Origin of the sequence: Micromonospora sp. M51 (assembly GCF_018070305.1) — a bacterium.
In the GTDB taxonomy this organism is placed as follows: domain Bacteria; phylum Actinomycetota; class Actinomycetes; order Mycobacteriales; family Micromonosporaceae; genus Micromonospora; species Micromonospora parva.
On the sequence record NZ_JAGPXZ010000728.1, the window covers coordinates 1 to 3,025 of the forward strand.

At 70.2% G+C, this 3,025-nt stretch carries 2 protein-coding genes; both read right to left on the reverse strand.

The window, feature by feature from the left end; all coding sequences use genetic code 11:
* Positions 1-78 precede the first annotated feature (78 nt).
* Positions 79-2,544 carry a glycoside hydrolase 43 family protein gene (locus KBX53_RS27760; protein WP_309140871.1) on the reverse strand — a complete coding sequence of 822 codons (2,466 nt, stop codon included), beginning with the start codon at positions 2,542-2,544 and terminating at the stop codon, positions 79-81.
* 233 nt (positions 2,545-2,777) lie between these two features.
* The coding region (locus KBX53_RS27765) for a serine hydrolase (RefSeq protein WP_210862476.1) at positions 2,778-3,025 on the reverse strand (248 nt) is incomplete at its 5' end.

Genomic DNA, 3,025 nt, shown 5'->3' on the forward strand with positions numbered 1-3,025 from the left:
CGGGACAGGTCCGCTGTTCCGCACCGTCCGGCCGGTCGCCGGTGGTGACGGTCGACGAGCCGAGGGCTCGTGGTGGGGTCAGCCGCCGCAGGCGTTGGCGGGGTGCGGCGTGGAGTGGACGGTGCTCACGTCCTGACCGGCGACAGTGCCGCTGACCCGGACCGTCGCCGAGCCGGCCGGCACGGACGCCGTACGCGTGTTGAACGACTGGTAAACGTTCGCTCCCGGCGCGACGGCCGCGAACGACCGGTTCCCGTACGGGGTCTGCACGGTGATCTCGACCGGTTCGGTCGAGTCGTTGCGCGCCTGCACCGCCACGTACGTCTTCCCGCCCAGGCAGCGCACCTCGGCGGTGGCCGTGGCGGGCAGCGCGGCCAGCACCGCGAGTCGGGCCAGTTGGTAGCTCAGCGCCCGCTCCGGCGCGTCGATCTCGTTCTGGGTGCCGAGGTGACCGGCCCGCGCCGCGCTCGCCGCGGCGAGCGCGGCCTGCGTCGTGGCCCAGGCGTCGGCCGGGTAGTGGCGCGCGTCGAGCGTCCGCGCGTGGGCGATGGCCGCGTCGAGGGCGGTGGTGTCCAACGGTCGGGCCTGCGCGGTCAGCACGTCGCTGAGCAGGTAGTTGTCGAAGTCGACGTGGCCACCAGCCTCCTGGGTCGCGTAGGTGAACAGACCCACCCGGTGGCCCATGAAGTGCGCGAGGCTGCCGTCGAGAGCCTGCGGGCCGACGCGGTTGCCCAGCCGGGTCCACTGGACCCCGTCCAGGCTGTAGTAGAACGTCGTCCACAGTTGGCCCACCGGCGAGGCGAAGTCGAGGTCGGCCTTCACGTGCACGTCGGTGGCGTCGCCCAGCGGCACCGTCGTGCCCGCCACGAAGTTCTCCAGCGTCGACTGGTCGAGGTCGACAGCGAACGGCTGCGACCGGTTCACCACACCGAGGGTGTTGACGCCGTCGACGCGCTTCACCGCCACGTACGAGAATCCGCGGTTGTAGGCCGCCAGGCCCGCGACGTCGCCGTTCTTCATCCCGCTGATGTCCATCCGGGTCTGGACCGACTGCCGTGGCCCGAACGTCCGCTGGGAGAGCGTGTTGCGCGCCTCCTCGAACCACGCCAGCTCGGCCCGGTTGGACAGCTTCGTGTAGACGTACTGGCCGGTGACGACGGTGCCGGCCGTCAACCGCAGCCAACCGTCGCGGTCGGTGAGCGACCAGTACCGGTTGTCCGGGGCGTGGTTCCACTCCCACGCCAGGTCGAGCCGCGACCCGTTGGGGGCGATCTCCGCCGGGTCGAGCGGCGCCGGGACCGTCCACTGCTCGTCCTGGTACGCCCGGTGCGGCGCGTCGTTGGCGAAGTCGTCCGGGGCGACGATGCTCTTCTGCCGCTCGAACGTCTCCTCCGCCGGGCTGAGCCGGATCGGCTTGTCGAACAGGCCGTTGACCGGCACGACCCCGCCTGCGCCGAAGGTCGGCCACCCGTCCTGCCAGGTGGCGGGGATGAGCGCCGGGATCCGACCGATCGGGAAGGTGTCCCGGAAGAACATGCCGTGCCAGTCGGTGCGGCCGTCCGCGCGGCTGATCGGCACCAGGCTGCCCTGGGCGAAGCCGTTGGAGTTGAGCACGCCGCGCGCCTCGTAGGTGTTGACTCCACCGGCCGAGGTGTAGCGCCCGAGCAGGTCCTTCGACCGGAACATGACGACCTGGCGTCCCTGCCCGGACGGCCAGGTGATGATGACGGCGTAGTACCAGCCGTCGATGTGGTAGACCTGCGCGCCCTCGAACAGACCGCCGATGAACGGCTGCCCGGCGTAGTTGTTGGCGGTGAAGATGTTCGGGTAGTCCTGCGCGATGGCGGTCAGGCCGGCGTTGAGGCGGACGGCGCTGGTGCCGCCGGAGCCATAGAAGATGTACGGCGTGCCGTCGACGTCGAAGAAGAGCGACGGGTCGTGCAGGCCACGACCGAGGGCGGTGCGCTGCCACGGGCCGTTCTCGATGTCGTCGGTGCGGTAGAGGTACGCCCCGCTGAGGTTGTTGGTGTTGAAGACGGCGTAGAACGTGCCGTCGTGGTAGCGCAGCGACGACGCCCACTGGCCCTGGCCGTACGAGTTCTGACCGTTGCGCAGCGAGAAGGAGTCGCCGATGCTCGCCCGGTCGAAGACGTAGTTGACGATCTCCCAGTTGACCAGGTCGTACGACTTCATGATCGGCGCGCCCGGGCTCAGGTGCATGGTCGTGCTGATCATGTAGTAGAGGTCGCGGCCCTCGTCGTTCTCGGCGGCCGGTACGCGTTCGACGCTGATGTCCGGCACGTCGGCGTTGAGCAGCGGCACCGAGTAGGTGCCGGCGCCGGTGTCGGTCGAGGTGTACGACGACCGGGGCGACCAGCCGTCGGCGTCGTGCGCGGCGGCCGGGGTGACCATCAGGCTCGCGGCGACCAGGGTGGCCGCCGATGCGAACGCGCACAGTGGGCGCAGCCGACGTGGCAGCACTGTGGACACCAGCCGGCTCAGCGCGCGCCCGGTGCGGCGTGCGAGGGCGTTCAGGCTGTTCACAGGAGTGATGCGGGAGGAGTTCAGGACACCCGAGCGGATCGACACGACCAAGACGAGCTCCAAACGCGAGAGCGGCGTGAAGGCCATGGTGTTATCGCTAACAACACCTGTCAAGACTATCGATGAAACGTGCCCGAAGTATCCCCGTAACATCCCCCCGATCCACAGTGGACGGTTGGCCACGCCGAAACCCCACCCCGGTGGCGGGCCGGGGTGGGGTGGGGCGGCCCGGGTCAGGTCTCGAGGCAGGTGCGGAGGGCGGCGGTTAGCCGGTTCGCCCGCTCGTCGCCCATCCCCCGCATCTGGTTGACCACGTAGCCGAATCCCACCTGGTGCTCGGCGTCGGCGAAGGCCAGGTTCCCGCCCGCGCCGTCGTGGCCGAAGCTGCGCTCACCGAGCAGGGGCCGGGCCGGCGGCGAGTGCAGCAGGAAGCCGGTGCCCCATCGCTGCCCGGTGTCCGGCGGACCGTGTCGCTGTTGGC